The organism is Microcoleus sp. N3A4 (assembly GCF_036701805.1).
Lineage (GTDB): Bacteria > Cyanobacteriota > Cyanobacteriia > Cyanobacteriales > Microcoleaceae > Microcoleus.
This window is the reverse complement of the sequence record NZ_JAUBRJ010000036.1, coordinates 1-16409: the sequence shown is the minus strand read 5'-3', so window position 1 is coordinate 16409 and position 16409 is coordinate 1. Positions and strand designations below refer to the sequence as shown.

The window sequence follows — 16409 nt, the reverse complement described above, 5'->3', positions numbered from 1 at the left end:
TTTTTGGGCGGGCGGGACGCCCACCCCACAAGAGTTTGATTGTTTTTTGACATACAATTTAAATGCAGAACAGCTTATCCACTTAGTCCCTAGCAAATGAAGCGAAGCATCTCGCCCGATGCTTTGCTTCACTGCGTTTCGATTGACTCAGGACAAGTAAGCTTTTATCGCAAGCGATCGACGGAGTTGATAAGCTGAGGCGCATCTAAATTTGACAGTCAAATTCGAGCAAATTCTTGTGGGGAGTAGGGGTTGGGCGTCCCGCCCGCCCAAAAATACAATTTAGATGCGTAGCAGCTTAATAGGGGCGATCGATAAGACTGGTAAATTATCGAGAGATAAAATGCGCCCAAACATTCCCATCTGGCCCCGCAACTTGATTGACGTAACTGTAGGGATACATCAACTTTCTCCCCTCAGTATCGCTGTAACCAGTGAGTGCATCTCCCCAAGGATCTTGTACGATATAACCCTGAGAATTGTAGCCAATTAAAGTAATAATGTGACCGGCCGCAGTAAAATCTCCCGCTAAAACTACCGGCCGCCGATTCAGCAATTCCGATCGCACATCGGCCCACATACGAGTCGTACTAAAACTTGTCTTAAACCCGTAAGCTTGAATCAGTGCCGAAAGTACGTTGTGATCGGTTTGAGAACCCTGACCGGCATAGTCGAAACACCACTGCAACAACTCATCCTCCAACTGTCCCCCCCACTGAGAACGAATGCCGTAGTAATAAAATACCATCGCGATCGCAGTTACGTTGCAAGTAGACCAGTCAAAACGCGGATTGTCCCGCTGCGAAAAATACGGCACGTTCAATTCCACATTGTTCGGAACCGGATCGAAAATTTTATCTCCCCGCTTGAACTGAACAAAACTAGGAAAAATATAACCTGTATTGCCCAAATTCGGCAGTTCTTCAGTCAGGGAAACTTTCAGGTGAGATCCTTCCAAACCGTAGCTTTCCACGCCGTAAACTCGACCTAAAGGCAGCGTAGTTTTCTCGGTACTGCTCAGGCTAGCAGCATCTACCGGCCGTTTTTTAAACACAGTTGCTTGCAGGATTGTCATCGTCAAAGCACCGGGGTCAAAGGGAACTTCTTTGCCGTCTTTTTTGATTTTAACGTCCTGCCAATAAATAAATCCGATATTGCCGAAACCGGGAATAGATTCGGCGAGAGTTACTCGGAAATGCCCCAAAATGCAGGCATAACCAGTAATGGCATAGGTGCTACCTAAAAGTATGTCAGCAACTTGATTTGCAGGCAGTTTAGAGGAATCTTCGGGTTGAGCTTTAATCTGAGTGGTTTGAGTTACCAACAGTTGAGCGCTGACGTTGCTATTCGGTACGTCGGCCAGATCGAATTTTAGGATTTGAGTACCTTTGGCCAACTGAACGTCGGGTTCGTAAAAATAACCAAAAGTGCCGATCGGCGAAATTGCTGAATCCACAACCACCTTGAGATGCCCGTCAATAAATCCGTACTTGCTAACTGCCAAAGTCTGACCTGCTTTGACAAGAACTTTTTGCTGATTGTTGAGCCGGGAAGCATCAAGCGGAGCTACCTTAAACAAAGTGTCAGAAACTATCTTTAAGGTCAAACCTTTTCCGACTGTCAGCGGATCGGAACTTACGGTAATGTAAATTATTTGGCTGCCAGTAACGTTGCCTTTGCTGTCAGTTGCCCGCAACCTGAGCCAGCGAGCTCCAGCTACGCTAAATCCTTTAGGAAAATTCACTTGCCAAGTGCTGGCTTGTTGGTTTAGCGTGACGCTTAGCGGAAATTTATCCTCAGCTATCACCTCAACTTTTGCGGCTTGTTGCCGGTCAAAAGTACCCCGAAGGACGATCGGCTGATTTATTAAAACTTCTGAGGGCCCTTGATAAGTTAAATTCACAGCGGGATTGAAAGATTTGCCACCGCGGCTGAATTGCACAAAATCGGGATAAATGAAACCCGTATTGCCAAATTGCGGCAAATTCTCGTTCAGCGAGACTTTAATGTGGCTTTGTTCGATCGAGAATCCGGCAATTCCGTAAATCATTCCCGCCGGCAAAGTAAATTTTTCTTGGGGTGGCAGGTTAGCAGCATTTACAGGCTGTTTTTTGATCGCAGTAGTTTTGATAACAGTCATCGTAACTGCATTTGTATCAAACGGAATTCCCCTCCCGTCTCGCAAAATTTGGACGTGCTGCGAGTACAGAAATCCCGAAGTTCCTAAGTTAGGAACTGCCCGAGCAAAAGCGACTCGAAAATGGTTTTCCACGCAAGCGTAGCCGAGAATATTGAAAGTTTCTCCCGGGTTAAATTGTAATTTCTGAGTTTGTCCTAAAGTAGTAGAATCTGCCGGGTTGAGCTTTAACCAGGTCTTTTTGATAACCCACAGTAACTGCATTCCAGGTGGCGGGGCGGGCAACTCGGCGCGATCGAATATGAGAATTTTTGCGCCTTTGGCGACGAGTACGTGTTTTTCGTAGAAAAAGCCGGACTTTCCCACCGGAGAAATTGCATTATTTAGTTGAATGTTCAGGTGTCCGTCTTCTAACTCGTAGTCGGTAATTTGATAAGTTTTACCTGCGGGTATTTCCGCTTTTTGCTGCGGGTTTAGATTGCTCGCGGGCAGTGTTCCGGCTTTGAATACGGTATCTCTGAGAGTAATTAACGTGAAAAATTGAGCGGGTGACTTAGAAGCAGGATTAACTTTGATGTTAACTGTTTTTTGGCCGATAACTTTGCCGGTCTTATCAGTTGCCCTCACCTGCACTGCGCGAGTTCCTGCGCTATCGAATCCTTTTTCTAAACTGATGTTCCAAATGCCTGTAGATAGATTTATCCCGACATTCAGGGCATTTGAGCCTTCTGCTGCTGAAATCGCCGCCACTTGATTTTTGTCAAAACTGCCAACTAAGACAGCGGCTCGATTTGCCTCAATTTCTTGTGGGCCTAAGTAGCTCAAAATAATGTTGCTGCTTGTCATTTCAATCTCCTCGAGCGATGTTTGCAGTTAAATCTGGCTTTAAAATTTTCACAAATCTGGTAATTGTTCAGTTATAACAAGAATAATATCTATTCAGCGCTTCATCGGAATTGATATTACCCACAGTCAGGACGCGGCGCCGTGCCGTTTCCCGAAAATTAATCGGGAGATGGTTACATCCGAGCGAGGAAGATTGATTATTTTGGGGTAAGGAAACGGCATTGCCGTGTCCGACCTTGCCGTGTTGTCGGTGGCTGTATTCGATCGCACTCTGAGGGCAATTTCATCTGTAACCGGAATTGCTATAACTTCTAATTTTATCAATACAACTGCTCGATCGCAAATAAAACCGCCCCTAGATTTAGTCTAAGGGCGGTAAGTACCTTTGAGTTCGATCGACTAAACTATGGTTACAAGAATATCTTGAGCGTGAGAGTCAACTTTCAGATTTTCTCCTTCATAAACCTGAATAATTTTGCCTGTACCGTCGATGACGAAAGTAACGCGCTTGGCATAATCGCCCTTCTCGACATCGTAAGCTTTGGTAATCGTGCCATCAACATCTGCTAATAGCTGGAAAGGCAAACCGTATTTCTCTGTGAACTTTTGGTGCGATTCTTCGTTGTCTCGGCTGACACCGAGAACTACTATATCTTTGCCCTTGTATTCTTCATGGGCTGCTTTGAAGCTTTGGGCTTGTCTTGTGCAGCCTGGGGTGTCATCTTTGGGGTAGAAATACAAGATTACGGTTTTACCGGCGAATTCGGAGAGGGAGACGGTGTTGCCGTTGGTGTCTTTGGCGGTAAACTGAGGGGCAGCGCACCCAACTGGTAAAGTCATAGTTTTGTTTCCCTTGTTTGGTTTTTCTTGCAGTTCCTCAACTTATTTTAGTTGGTTCTGTCGCTTTGCAAGAGACCTTTGCTAAAAATCGCGATCGCCCCTAGTATCAATTCCGGTTGCACTCAGACATGATATCAATTCCGGTTGCACCGGAATCATATAGAGGAGACGGCAGTGCCGTGTCCCTACAATATTATTTTGGGTAGGGACACGGCAATGCCATGTTCTGGCTACCGTGATTAATTGTAGGGAAACGGCACTGCCGTTTCCTGGTTGCTAAGAGGTTCTACACACCAACCGGTTGAGCTGCTGCAGCCATCATAGAAGGATCGATCGCAATTCCTAAACCTTCTGCAACTTGGCGGCCGTAATTCGGATCGGCGCGGAAGAAATGGCACAGTTGGCGCATCTGAATCTCCGGTTTTGCTGCACTCAAACTGTCCACAATGTTAGCGACAAGCCGCTGCTGTGCGTCGGGTTTCATCAAGCGATAGAGGTCTCCTGCTTGGGTGTAATCGTCATTGCCCTTACGGTGATCGTAGCGATCGACTTTGACATTTCCTAAGTCCCAAGCTGGGTCAGCATAAGCACAGTTTTGCTTCGGCGCGTCCTCGTGGCTGTTGGGTTCGTAGTTCGGCCCGCTACCACCGTTGTTACCCAGTGCCATTGCGCCATCCCGTTGATAGTGCATCACCGGACACTTTGGTTGATTGACGGGCAATTGCTGATAGTTTGCACCGAGACGGTAGCGTTGAGCATCTGCATAAGACATGATGCGAGATTGCAGCACTTTGTCTGGAGAGAAGCTAATACCTGGAACGACATTAGAAGGAGAAAATGCCGCCTGTTCCACTTCAGCAAAAAAGTTTTGTGGATTGCGATTGAGTTCAAGAATTCCCACATCAATTAATGGAAACTCTGAGTGTTTCCACACTTTCGTCAAGTCAAAGGGGTTTTCGCGATACTCTGCGGCTTGGGCCTCGGTCATTACTTGAATGCAAAACCGCCATTTGGGATAATTACCTTGCTCGATCGACTCAAACAAGTCGCGAGTCGCATGATCGGGGTCTTCGCCTTTGATCTGCGTCGCTTCTTCGGCGGTGAAATTATCAATACCTTGCATGGTTTTGAAGTGGAATTTGCACCAAACCCGTTCTCCTCGATCGTTGATGAGGCTGAACGTATGGCTGCCAAAACCGTCCATGTGGCGGTGGTTTTTCGGCGTACCGCGATCGGAAAACAGAATTGTCACCTGATGCAAAGCTTCTGGACTCAGAGACCAGAAATCCCACTTCGCGTCAGGATCTTTGAGATGCGTTTGGGGATGGCGCTTTTGGGTGTGGATAAAATCAGGGAATTTCAGGGGATCGCGGATGAAGAAAATAGGCGTGTTGTTGCCTACTAAATCCCAGTTGCCTTCTTCAGTGTAGAACTTCATCGAAAAACCTCTGGGGTCACGTTCGGCATCCGCTGAACCTTGTTCGCCGCCTACGGTAGAGAAACGCAGGAGAACCTGAGTTTGTTTGCCAACTTCTGAGAATAGCTGAGCTTTGGTGTAGCGAGTAATGTCATGGGTGACGGTAAACGTGCCAAATGCAGCGGCTCCTTTTGCATGGACAACGCGCTCAGGAATGCGTTCCCGGTTGAAGTGAGCCAGTTTTTCCATCAGGTGAAAATCCTGCATGAGGATAGGCCCGCGTTCACCCGCAGTCAAGGAATTCTGGTTATCTGCAACCGGAATTCCGCTAGCGGTTGTCAATGTTTTGTCTTCTGTCATAGTGGGTAAATTGATTGCTGCATCCTAAGTATTCTATACCTTTCTGGGACCGAGGTGTTTCTGCGGTCGTAATTCTCAGATGGGCGACTGTGTGTTAAATTATTGGTGTTTGATCCTATTGTTATAAAAATTTTGTAATAAAGGTAACAAATTTATGAAGCTCGATATTTTTAAGTATGTGTATAATAAAGGTCTGCCTGGTGAATGGCGAGTCGAAGAATGTCAATTAAGCCCAATAAATTTAATTGTAGGTAAAAATGCTAGTGGTAAATCAAAAATTGTGAGAACCATATATACTCTGTCACAGTTACTATCAAATAGTAGGTCTCTTCTTCCACAAGCCAAAAGCTCTGAATGGCATTTGTTGTTTGATATTGATCGGTCTGAAGAAAAAACAGAATATATATTGAAAATAGAGAAAGGTCTTGTAATTAAAGAAAAATTAATTATAGGCAGTAAAAGCAATGAGCCACTTTTAGATAGGGATGAATCAGGCAAAGGTACTATCTTTGCTAAAGAACTTGACCAAGATATTCGGTTTCAAACTGACCCAACAGAACTCGCAGTAGTTAAGCGTAGAGATTCTATTCAGCATCCATTTTTAGAGGATTTATATCAATGGTCTAGTTCCCTAAGATTTTATGAGTTTGGAACAGAACTAGGTAAGAATTTTATGTGGGTTCCTCCCTTTCCTCGAGACCGAGAATTATCAAAAAATGAGATAAAGGTCAAAGATGCTAGGTCTGTTGTCGGTATATTTGTGCTGGGAAAACAGGAAATTGGCGAGCAGTTTATAGACGCAATTATCTCTGATATGACGAAAATTGGTTATCAGTTATTAGAAGTTGGAATAAAAGTGCCATCTTTCATCAATTCCGATATTTCTGCTGCTGATAGTTCAGAGGAAGTACCACAATCTCTATACATTAAGGAAGCAGATTTAACTTCCGTGACAGAACAATTAGAAATGTCACAAGGAATGTTTCGAGCTTTATCATTGTTTATTCAAATTAACTACTCTTTACTAGCGAGTAAACCTAGTTGTATTGTGATTGATGATATTGGAGAAGGGTTAGATTATCAACGCTCTTCGTCTATAATTAAACTTCTAATAGACAAAGCTAAAACAGGATTAATTCAACTTATTATGACTACCAATGATGAGTTTATTATGAATGGTGTTCCGCTAGAATATTGGTCATTGATTGAACGAACTCCTGGGAGTGCAAAATTACATAATATTTATAATTCACGGGAGAAGATTGAGGAGTTTGAGTTTATTGGACTTAATAACTTTGATTTGTTCACCAGTGAGTTTCTGTTACAAAAAGAAGGTGATGAAGAGGCAGCATAAATTATGACACCAAAGAAAATTGCTTGTTTTGTTGAAGGACAAACAGAACAGATATTTGTTGAAAGGTTATTTCAGGAAATTGCTGGTCATAAAAAAATATCTATTGAAACTTATAAATTTCAAGGCGGTAAAGATAATCGTAGAATTCAACCACTTAAATTAAGTACCATAAAAAATGCTCCTTTTTTTGTCCTTTTATATGATTGTGGTAATGATGCTCATGTAGTTTCTGATATCAGAAAACAGCATCAGAGCTTAATCAAGAAGGGTTATGAAAAAATTTTAGGGCTTAGAGATTTATACCCAACACCTTTAGGGAAAAAAGAAGAAATAGAAACAGGAATCAGAGGATTGTTGAAACCTTTGCAAAAAATAGGAGTTCCAATTTCTGTAATTTTAGCTGTAATGGAAGTTGAAGCATGGTTTTTAGCAGAATGGAATTATTTGGCTAAAGTAGATAATCGTTTAACCTGTGATTTTATCCTACAAAAATGTGGTTTAGACCTAAGAATGATCGATCCTGAACAAAGGGCACATCCTAGTCAAGATTTAGATGAAATTTATCGATTAGTAAGTAGAAATTATGAGAAAAGTGAAAAAGCATCGCAAGAGATTATAAATAATCTTGATTATGAAATTTTGTATTTGCACTTGGTTAACAGTGTTAAGCAACTCAAAAGGTTTATTGATGAGATAGATAGTTTCTTGGTTTAGTAAATCAACCGCCAAACTTACCATATAATCTGTAACAATTAAAAATATAGTACCTGTTCAGAGGTTTTTTGAATGACTTTTATCCCATCCGAAGCGTTTAAATCTATTAGTTATCCCAGCCGCACCGTCAAAAGAGCCGATCGCGCCGTCCGCTGTTCCCCTTTTCTATTACACTTCTTCCAGACAATCCGCGATAACAGTGTTTTCCTAACTGCGATCGCCTCAAATTCCGGTGTCGAAAGCGGCTACACCCGATCGCCCGTATCCGAACTCGCAGCCGAAAACTCCCTACTCTGGCTGATCCAAGTCGGCGTACTGCGGCGGGAAGTAGACGGACAAGGCATTACCGACAGTTTTCGCCTCACGCCCCTGGGCCGCCAACTCGTGGAAAAATGGGAACAGCAAGGACAGGGAGTGCCGGCCGCGTCATTGTGCGATCGTATGGGAAATGCCGTCAGCCGCGGGTTGGGAATATTTCTATAACCGGAATGGCGGCTAATAAGTGGTTGAACCTTAAAATTTAAGCTTTTGGGCGGGCAAGATGCCCACCCCACAAGAGTTTGAAGAAATCCACCCCACAAGCAAATTTACTCTTTGTGGAACAGGCATCTTGCCTGTTCTTGAGAGATGTGAGTATAAATTAAATGCGCGATCGCTTAACTAATACAAATTCAACTTAAATCAAATTAAAACAATGGTTCAAACCCCGACTAAATCTTTGAATCTCGATGAATTTCTCCAACTGTCGGAAACCAAACCCGCCAGCGAATTCATCGACGGTCAAATTATCCAGAAACCTATGCCCCAAGGAAAACACAGCACAATTCAAAGCGATTTGGGTGCTGACATCAACCGGGTACTCAAACCCCAACGCATCGCCCGCGCCTATCCAGAATTGCGCTGTACCTTTGGCGGTCGATCGACTGTACCCGATCTTGCAGTCTTTACCTGGGAACGCATTCCCCGCGACGAAAACGGCGAAGTCGCCAACACCTTCGCCATCGCCCCCGACTGGACAATCGAAATCCTCTCCCCAGACCAAAGCCAAACCAAAGTCGTCCGCAATATCCTTCACTGTCTCGCCCACGGAACTCAGATGGGCTGGCTGATTGACCCGGAAGAAGAACTGGTGTTTGTCTATTTTGCCGATCGCACCATAGCATTTTTTGAAGAACCGGGCGATCGCATCCCCGTTCCAACCTTCGCCGAATCCTTTAATCTCACCGTCGGTGAAATGTTCAGTTGGCTGACTCAGTAGCGCCACCTCGGTTTAGGAATGATTTAACCGCAGAGGGCGCAGAGGGCGCAGAGGAAGAGAAGAGAGATATCTCTACGGATTTGCTGCGATCGAATGTGCGGTCGATCGCTTATACTAGAATATCTGGCTGTCAACACTTCAAGGACGAGAGAGGACTTGCGTTCCTCACTACAAACTTAATTATGATTATTTAACCGGACTTGATATCATCTCTCAAATAACCGCAAACTACTAACAACTAACTACATAAAAAGTTTGTCAAAAATGGAAGCTAAATCTTACAAAGACACGGTAAACCTGCCCAAAACCAAGTTTGATATGCGCGCCAACGCCGTCAAACGGGAACCAGAATTGCAACAATTTTGGGCAGAGGAACACATCTACGATCGCCTCTCCCAGAATAACCCAGGCGACTTGTTCATCCTCCACGACGGCCCGCCCTACGCCAACGGACAACTCCACATCGGCCACGCCCTCAACAAAATCCTCAAAGACTTTATCAACCGCTACCAAATGCTGCGCGGCAAAAAAGTCCGCTACGTGCCCGGTTGGGATTGTCACGGATTGCCGATCGAACTTAAAGTATTGCAGAACATGAAATCGGAGGAGCGGCTCAATCTGACTCCGATCGAACTCCGCCGCAAAGCCTCCGCCTTCGCGCAGCAAACAATGGAACAGCAGCGCGAATCCTTCCAGCGCTACGGCGTTTGGGGCGACTGGAAACACCCGTATTTAACTCTGAAACCCGAATACGAAGCCGCCCAAATCGGCGTATTCGGTCAAATGGTGCTCAAAGGCTACATCTACCGAGGCTTCAAACCGGTTCACTGGAGTCCGAGCTCGAAAACAGCCCTCGCCGAAGCCGAACTGGAATATCCCGAAGGCCACACGTCGCGCAGCATCTATGTCGGCTTCCACGTGAAAAAATTGTCAAAATCTTTGCAACAGAAGCTCAAGCGCTATATGCCGAGCCTCTGGGCGGCGATTTGGACTACTACCCCCTGGACAATTCCGGCAAACTTGGCGATCGCAGTCAATCCCGAACTGACTTATGCGGTGGTGGAACCGCCGGCAAATTCCCACATCGCACAACAATTTATGTTAGTAGCTGTCGATGCGGTCGATCGGCTGTCGGCAACTTTTAACACTCAATTAAAAATACTTGCCACCTTCTCAGGTAAAGAATTAGAAGGCTGCATCTACAAACACCCGCTGTTCGATCGCGAAAGTCCAATTGTTGCCGGCGGCGACTACATTACCGCTGATTCAGGGACGGGATTGGTGCACACTGCACCGGGGCACGGACAAGAAGACTTTATCGTCGGAAAACGCTGCGGTTTACCAGTTTTAACACCTGTAGATGAGAACGGAAATTTCACCGCAGAAGCCGGACAGTTCGCAGGTTTAAATGTGCTCGGAAACGGCAATGCCGCAGTGATTGATGCCCTTGCCGAAGCAAATTGTTTGATTAAAGAGGAAAGTTACGCTCACTCTTATCCTTACGATTGGCGCACGAAAAAGCCGACTATTTTTCGGGCGACGGAACAGTGGTTTGCGTCGGTGGAAGGGTTTAGAGATGAAGCCTTAAAAGCGATCGCCGATGTGAATTGGATTCCCGCGCAAGGGGAAAATCGGATTACTGCAATGGTTAGCGATCGATCGGATTGGTGTATTTCTCGCCAGCGGACTTGGGGCGTTCCCATTCCCGTATTCTACGACGAAGAAACCAACGAACCGCTGTTAAATGAAGAAACGATCGCCCACGTGCAAGCCATTTTTGCCGAACGCGGTTCGGATGCTTGGTGGGAATTGTCGATCGCCGAATTGCTGCCGGAATCTTACCGCAACAACGGCCGCACTTACCGCAAGGGAACCGACACGATGGATGTGTGGTTTGACTCCGGTTCTTCTTGGGCCGCAGTTGCCAAAGGTCGATCGGAATTGAAATATCCTGCTGATATGTATTTGGAAGGTTCAGACCAACATCGGGGATGGTTTCAATCCAGCTTGCTTACGAGTGTAGCAACTAACGGCGTCGCTCCTTACAAAACAGTTTTGACTCACGGTTTTGTGCTCGATGAAAAAGGCCGCAAGATGAGCAAATCTGAAGGCAATGTCGTCGATCCGGCCGTCGTAATTAAGGAATATGGAGCCGATGTTTTGCGGTTGTGGGTGTCTTCGGTAGACTACTCTGCCGATGTGCCTTTGGGCAAAAACATTCTCAAACAGCAGTCGGATGTTTACCGCAAAATTCGCAATACAGCTAAGTTTTTGCTGGGAAATTTGCATGACTTCGACCCGGCAAAAGATGCTGTTGCTTACGAGGAATTGCCGGAACTCGATCGCTATATGCTGCACAGAATGGGCGAAGTTTTTGCGGAAGTCCAAGATGCTTTTGAAAGTTTCCAATTTTCGCGATTTTTCCAAACTGTGCAGAATTTCTGCACGGTGGATTTGTCGAATTTTTACTTGGATATTGCCAAAGACAGACTTTACATCAGCGCCAAAGATGCCCGTCGCCGCCGCAGTTGTCAGACGGTGATTGCAATTGCTGTGGAGAATTTGGCAAAGGCGATCGCACCTGTTTTGTGTCACATGGCTGAGGATATTTGGCAGTACCTTCCCTATCCGACTCCTTACAAGTCAGTATTTGAAGCCGGCTGGGTGCAAATTGATGCAAAATGGCACAATCCAGAATTGGCTACTCGCTGGCAGTATTTGCGGCAAGTTCGCGGCGAAGTTAACAAGGTTTTGGAAAAAGCCAGGATTGAAAAGGCGATCGGTTCTTCTTTGGAAGCTAAGGTTTTGGTGTACGTTCCCGATGTTGAGAAAAGACAGCAATTGCAAGCTTTGAATCCCAGCAGCGAAGAATTGGTGGATTATGTGCGATCGCAAAATTCAGTCATCGAGTTAGCCGCAGAAGAGAAAGCAAAAGCAGCACAAGATAAACAGGAAGAACAAGCGGCAAAAGTTGCCAAAGTCTTGACAGAAAACACAGTTTATGTTGAGGCGGAAACGATCGCAGAAAAGAGCGATCGATCTTCTGCGATCGTACAGTATTCTGCCCCTGAACCGTCGGCTTTAGATTGGCAGCAAATTTTAGATCGAAGCGTCCAGTTTGTGGCGGATCTGCCTGAATACGCGGGCAACTTTTTTACAGAATACCAAAAAGTTTTGGTAACACTTGGGCTGTTAGCCTCTGTGTTGATAACCGGCAGAGTAACGCTGGCGATTTTGGATACTATGAATCAGATTCCGGTATTGGGAAGCCTATTGGAAGTCATCGGCATCTTATTTACAATCTGGTTTGCTTTCCGTCACTTGTTGTTTGCCGCCAACCGTCAAGAAATTGCAGAACAAATTGATTCGCTGACAGCAGATGTGGTGGGCCGGAGTACAGCGCTTGTACTTGCAGAAACAAAGGCGATGGTACTCGCACCGGCATTAGATACGGCGCTTGTGCTTGTAGAAACACAGGCGATCGCACAAACAGCCCCAGCCGAAAAAGTGTTTGTAGAAACACCCCAAATCCCGACAGCAGAATTAGTTGCGATCGAACCCAAACCAGAAATTCCTGCTGAAATAGCTGTAACGCACGATTCTACAATGACCGGCAGCGGTGTAGACGAACTGCGGTATTTGTTCATTACTTCGGAAGTGGAACTGGTAGAATCGAATGCAATTCTGCAAGAATTGCCGTACAGTTTCCAGTCTCCCGAGTTGGCGATTGGTGTAGTCAAAGCAGACGGCGAAAAGTGCGATCGTTGCTGGAATTACTCTACTCACGTCGGAGAGTCGATCGAACATCCGCTAATTTGCGAACGCTGCGTTTCAGCAGTAGACGGCAAATTCTAACCGTATGATGTACACCGCACACCGCTGTAACTGTCATTGCGAGCTATACGCGAAGCAATCGCAGACTCCGTGATTGCTTCACTATCTACTCGTTACCAGGCTGCAGCCTGGTAACGCAGATCCAGAGGCTCTGCCTCCATCTTCCCAGCCGAGGCAGAGCCTCGCTTATATGGGTTCCAAGGCAGAGCCTTGGAACCAGTTAAATCAATCAAACAATGAGTGGGATGGGCTTTGAGCAGCGTCCAGAATATGCTATTTCTTAAAAAAACGGCAGACGATTTCACCAGGGTTGTTTTGTCCAAACGTCAAAACTGTTCCATCTTTCTTAACTGTAGTGCGATCGCGGCAATTGTAGACTTCCAGAGGCTGTTTAACTCCATCAACACTCAGAATTACCCTGTATTCCCAATAATTTTTCGCACTGCGTTTGATATCGACAATGCAAATCTCGCTTCCTCGATAATTGCGGCATACAGAGGCGTCAGCAGGAAGCGCATTCCCGAAAAAAGATATTAATAGCAACAAGCAGCAAACACATTTCATCATCTGCGATCTATTCCACTGCATAACCCGTATACTTTCGCATAAAGGGCGGCTGAAATCCCCAAACAATATCCTCTTTTGGAACTCCGGCTATTACTAAATCTTCAGCAATATCATCTTCAGTGGCATTCCATTGAAGCCAAATTTTCCCGCCCTTGATATCAATGTGAATGCTACAGTGATGCACCCTAGTCTGCTTGTCCCAGCCCACATAAAAGATTTGGTAATGATCTCGTTCTGTATCAAGAATAGTCTCGACTTCAATGTCTCCGTGAGCAGGTTTGCGCTTGCCGTACTCCAGTAACATTTGCTGCACAATTTGCCGATATTTGCTTAATTTTTCCATTCTACAATAACCTCAAGTGCTGTATCATAAACAATCATTTTTACCTGGTTTTCCTCGATCCTTGCTTTCGGGAAATCTAGTTGAAAGAATTATTCATAAGTTATTAACGGCACAGCCAAGTACAAAATGCGATCGGGTGCTTTTTCTTTAAGTGCGGCTCGATAATTAATGAACGGCCCCAATGCTCTGTGAAATTCCGAGATTGCCGACGATTTTGCCAAAAAACTTTTGACCTCAACGGCAATTTTTTCGCCTTCCCTTTCTGCGGCAATCAGCCTTTCTGCTCCCAGATCGATCGACATATCTACACCGCCCACACTAATCGGAAACGGATCGTGGGTAATATGCCAGCCTTCTTTTTGCAAAGCTGTTTTGACAACTTCATGAAAAACATCTCTGGCAGACATAATATATCGATAACTAACTTACTTATTCCTATCTTACCTTTTTCGATAACCAACTGGCAGTATTTGGCAAGCGACTTAGCAATTGGGCGCGCCCTCAAGTCGCGACATCATAAGATAGCTGAACCATACCAGAACTGTATGTCTGACATCCAGTTAACTGCAAAGCTGTAGTATTTATGGGATTAGCAAATAAAGGGATTCCCTCGCCCAAAATAATTGGGTGTACCGAGAGAATCACTTCGTTGACAAAGTTTTGATTCAGGAAATCGCGAATCAGCAGAGCACCTCCCACCAACCAAATATTTTTGCCGTCAAGCAAGCGCAAATCATTGACAAAACTCTCTAAATGTGTTACGAATTCGACATCTGAAGTTGCTTGAAAATCTAGATTTTTTGTAAAAACATAACTCTTTTTTTCCTGGTACGGATACTCGCCAAAAGTTAAAACTTGTTCGTAAGTTTTGCGACCCATGAGAACCGTATCGATGCTATCTAAGAATTTAGTATAACCGTAATTTTGGTCTGTAAACAGCCAGTCAATATCGCCATTCGAGCGGGCGATATAACCGTCCAAACTAGATGCAATGAATAGTACAATTTTACGCATGGCAACACCGAGCTTTTTGGGATGAGTGGGGCGAACATCGCCCCCGTGACCTTAATTTTAAAGGATTTAGCGTCCTGACGGTAGCTTGAGTTTGATAGCCAGTTTGTTGCTGACATCGATCGCCCGATCGGCAAAATCAGTCATGCCTGCGATCGGAATTGCGATCGCTAAAATAGCTGTTAACCTTTTTTAAAATTTTGTTTTATTCCATGAGTTCTCCGGTTTCTTGACCAAGAATTTCAAAGGTGGTACCCGCCACGCGATTTATCCGTGGAATCAATCCAAAATCTCAAATCTCAAATCCTCAAGCCCCCGAATTGATCCGTAGGGTCAATCCAAAATCTAAAATCTAAAATCTAAAATCGAATGACTTCGGCTTCGACATCTTCAATGTCAATAATTATCTCATCTCGAATGTCTTCGGGAAACTGCGCGCAGGTTTCACGCAAAGATGCGATTAATTTCAGTATATCTGCCGTATTGGCGTTATTATTTTGAAGAAATTGGTTATTGCTAACTTCAGCGTTGCCGCTGCCGATAACACCAGACATCTGGCCGTGGAAGTTGTTGGTTTTGGAAGCATCGGCTCTTCCGTACTTAGTATGCCAAATTATTAGTTTTCTGGTGTCCTAAACCATAGCTGGATGGCATTTCAAGGCAATCGCCCCGAGTTGACCAAGTTACCAATGAGCGCAAGCAGATGTAAATAATTCATTCTAAAAACTATTCTCGGCGCGGTTGAACGCTTATCCACAGCTTCAAATATTCAGGTCGAACAGATTCATCAATCTCGTCAGCTAAACTTTCAGGCAAATCGAGTTCGATAATTGACTGCATGGCTCGGATTTTCCTAAAAAAAAACCCTCAACTTTGTGAGGGCTTTGCGATGCCAGGAACGAGACTTGAACTCGTGACACGTGGATTTTCAGTCCACTGCTCTACCAACTGAGCTATCCCGGCTTGTTTTTTCGCGCTTTACTATCTTAGCAGACACATACAGAATTTAGCAAGCACTTTTCTCAATTAATTTTTCGATCGCCCGGAACCGCGCGCCTGTAAGCTAAAAGCTGCAATCTAAAATCCAAAAATCGCAATGGCACAGCAACATCGGGACAGCGGAAGTAAGAGTCTGCTTGTCTTGGGCATAATTTGGCTGCTGGGGGCAATTAGCGATCGCCTCTGGTTTACCCTCGATCGATCCGTCCCCGCGTGGGATCAGGCAGAATACCTGACTAGCACGCTGAATTACTTGCAGGCGTTGCAGCATCCTCAGTGGTTTTCCGGGGAGTGGTGGACAAACTTCTGGCTGCTTTCGACGAAAATTCCGCCCTTGGCGTACATCTTAACGGTTCCGTTTCTTCAGGTTTTCGGTACAGGGGTCGATCGGGCAACCCTAGTTCATTTATTATTTAGTGCAATTCTCCTCGCCTCAGTCTACAGTCTGGGCGTCCAATTATTTAACCGGCAAGTCGGTTTGTGGGCTGCTGCAATTTGCGTTTTGTTGCCGGGACTTTATCGCTTCCGCTTGCAATTTTTGCTCGACTATCCCCTCACTGCTGCGATTACTTTTGCTTTCTATTGTCTGACAATGTGGAAGGCTTCTGAAGGAACAACGAAGAAGGAAGAAGGAAGAAGGAAGAAGGAAGAAGGAAGAGAAATCAAGGAAGATTTTCCCCATTCTCCGGATCTCCCCCTCTCCCCCTCTCCCAATCTCCCCCTCTCCCC

15 protein-coding genes, 1 tRNA gene and 1 pseudogene are annotated in these 16409 nt (G+C 45.2%); 8 read left to right on the top strand and 9 right to left on the bottom strand.

All coding sequences use genetic code 11. From position 1 onward, the window contains the following. Positions 1–328 precede the first annotated feature (328 nt). Positions 329–2983, bottom strand: a complete 2655-nt coding sequence (locus tag QUA56_RS20515) for a C39 family peptidase (protein ID WP_333360919.1) — start codon at positions 2981–2983, stop codon at positions 329–331. 226 nt (positions 2984–3209) lie between these two features. Here QUA56_RS20515 and QUA56_RS20510 point away from each other — a divergent pair, with 226 nt between their 5' ends. Continuing rightward, positions 3210–3353, top strand: coding sequence for a hypothetical protein (locus QUA56_RS20510; protein WP_333360917.1), 144 nt, complete (start codon positions 3210–3212; stop codon positions 3351–3353). Positions 3354–3382: 29 nt separating this feature from the next. Here QUA56_RS20510 and QUA56_RS20505 read toward each other — a convergent pair whose 3' ends face one another. Together QUA56_RS20505 and QUA56_RS20500 are read right to left on the bottom strand one after the other, a co-directional pair. Further along, positions 3383–3823: a peroxiredoxin gene (locus QUA56_RS20505; protein WP_333103541.1), complete on the bottom strand. Its 441-nt coding sequence runs from the start codon at positions 3821–3823 to the stop codon at positions 3383–3385. 286 nt (positions 3824–4109) lie between these two features. Beyond that, the gene (locus tag QUA56_RS20500; RefSeq protein WP_333360914.1) at positions 4110–5600 is read right to left on the bottom strand and encodes a catalase; all 1491 of its coding nucleotides are present in this window, start codon (positions 5598–5600) and stop codon (positions 4110–4112) included. 154 nt (positions 5601–5754) lie between these two features. Here QUA56_RS20500 and QUA56_RS20495 point away from each other — a divergent pair, with 154 nt between their 5' ends. From QUA56_RS20495 to ileS, 6 genes are all read left to right on the top strand, one after another. Further along, positions 5755–6954 (top strand): AAA family ATPase, encoded by a 1200-nt coding sequence (locus QUA56_RS20495; protein WP_333360912.1) that lies wholly within the window; start codon positions 5755–5757, stop codon positions 6952–6954. A 3-nt stretch (positions 6955–6957) separates the two neighbouring features. Beyond that, entirely contained in the window at positions 6958–7668 is a 711-nt protein-coding gene (locus QUA56_RS20490) for a DUF4276 family protein (RefSeq protein WP_333360910.1), read from the top strand. A 72-nt stretch (positions 7669–7740) separates the two neighbouring features. Next, positions 7741–8151 carry an Npun_F0494 family protein gene (locus QUA56_RS20485; RefSeq protein WP_333360908.1) on the top strand — a complete coding sequence of 137 codons (411 nt, stop codon included), beginning with the start codon at positions 7741–7743 and terminating at the stop codon, positions 8149–8151. Between the two features lie 211 nt (positions 8152–8362). Next, positions 8363–8926, top strand: a complete 564-nt coding sequence (locus QUA56_RS20480) for a Uma2 family endonuclease (RefSeq protein ID WP_333360906.1) — start codon at positions 8363–8365, stop codon at positions 8924–8926. After that, positions 8911–9120 carry a hypothetical protein gene (locus tag QUA56_RS20475; RefSeq protein ID WP_333360904.1) on the top strand — a complete coding sequence of 70 codons (210 nt, stop codon included), beginning with the start codon at positions 8911–8913 and terminating at the stop codon, positions 9118–9120. The genes QUA56_RS20480 and QUA56_RS20475 overlap by 16 nt, the downstream gene beginning before the upstream one ends. Positions 9121–9190: 70 nt before the next feature. Beyond that, on the top strand, positions 9191–12781 hold the full coding sequence (gene ileS / locus QUA56_RS20470) for an isoleucine--tRNA ligase (protein ID WP_333360903.1): 3591 nt from the start codon (positions 9191–9193) through the stop codon (positions 12779–12781). Positions 12782–13033: 252 nt separating this feature from the next. Here ileS and QUA56_RS20465 read toward each other — a convergent pair whose 3' ends face one another. From QUA56_RS20465 to QUA56_RS20440, 6 genes and pseudogenes are all read right to left on the bottom strand, one after another. Further along, a complete protein-coding gene (locus QUA56_RS20465; RefSeq protein ID WP_333360901.1) occupies positions 13034–13348 on the bottom strand; it encodes a hypothetical protein in 315 nt (104 codons plus the stop codon). Then, complete coding sequence (locus QUA56_RS20460; RefSeq protein WP_190732840.1) at positions 13335–13670, bottom strand: XisI protein; 336 nt, start codon at positions 13668–13670, stop codon at positions 13335–13337. The genes QUA56_RS20465 and QUA56_RS20460 overlap by 14 nt, the downstream gene beginning before the upstream one ends. Beyond that, positions 13658–14077: pseudogene (locus QUA56_RS20455) on the bottom strand (XisH family protein). The gene QUA56_RS20460 and the pseudogene QUA56_RS20455 overlap by 13 nt, the downstream one beginning before the upstream one ends. A gap of 94 nt (positions 14078–14171) precedes the next feature. Then, entirely contained in the window at positions 14172–14684 is a 513-nt protein-coding gene (locus QUA56_RS20450) for a dihydrofolate reductase family protein (RefSeq protein ID WP_333360900.1), read from the bottom strand. A gap of 356 nt (positions 14685–15040) precedes the next feature. Continuing rightward, positions 15041–15235 (bottom strand): hypothetical protein, encoded by a 195-nt coding sequence (locus QUA56_RS20445; protein WP_333360898.1) that lies wholly within the window; start codon positions 15233–15235, stop codon positions 15041–15043. Between the two features lie 336 nt (positions 15236–15571). Then, positions 15572–15644, bottom strand: a tRNA-Phe gene (locus QUA56_RS20440). 133 nt (positions 15645–15777) lie between these two features. Between QUA56_RS20440 and QUA56_RS20435 the strand changes: the two genes are divergently transcribed. Next, on the top strand, positions 15778–16409 hold a 632-nt coding region (locus QUA56_RS20435), incomplete at its 3' end, for a phospholipid carrier-dependent glycosyltransferase (protein ID WP_333360897.1).